1 protein-coding gene is annotated in these 575 nt (G+C 77.6%); it reads right to left on the bottom strand.

Annotated elements, in window-relative coordinates; all coding sequences use genetic code 11:
• Nucleotides 1-99: 99 nt before the first annotated feature.
• A partial coding sequence (locus tag G3I40_RS40035; RefSeq protein WP_164559729.1) for a helix-turn-helix domain-containing protein occupies nucleotides 100-575 on the bottom strand: 476 nt, incomplete at its 5' end.

Below are 575 nucleotides of genomic sequence, written 5' to 3'. Positions count from 1 at the left end.
GCTGCTGGGCCGGACGGGGCGCTGGGGCTGACGACAGCCCGAGGCGGGTCGGCCCCCGTCCGCGGAACGGGCCACCGGGCACCTCCCACGGCCCGGGCATCAGGCAGTGGCCCCGGACGCCTTCATGAGGGTGTCCCCGGCCGGGGTCCGCACGTACAGCACCGACCGGCCCGACCGCCACCGCCGCACCAGGCCCGCGTCCAGCAGCACGCGCAGGTGCCGCCCCACGGAGCCGAGGCCCTGGCCGGTCAGGGCGACCAACTGCGTGGTGCTCAGGGGCGATGCGAGCAGGGTCAGCAGGCCGGCCCGCGCGGAGCCGATGAGCGCGCCGAGCGCGGCCGGGACGGGGCGCCGGTCGTGGTCCTCGGCGAGCACGCCGCGGCACGGGTAGACGACGGCGTAGCGCTCCCGGCCCTCCCACGAGACCCACCCCTTCCCCGTCGTCACCGGCATGAACAGCAGTTGCGCCCCGGCCGGGACCTCCCGCGGGGGATGCGCGTGCCGGTTGACCTGGAAGCGGCTCTCGCCGAGCCACCGCGTCCACGGCCGCAGCTCGTCGAGGACCGCCGCCCAGC

This window comes from Streptomyces sp. SID14478 (genome assembly GCF_010548525.1).
Lineage (GTDB): Bacteria > Actinomycetota > Actinomycetes > Streptomycetales > Streptomycetaceae > Streptomyces.
The sequence above is the reverse complement of the archived record's forward strand: the minus strand, read 5'-3'. Positions and strand labels throughout refer to the sequence as shown.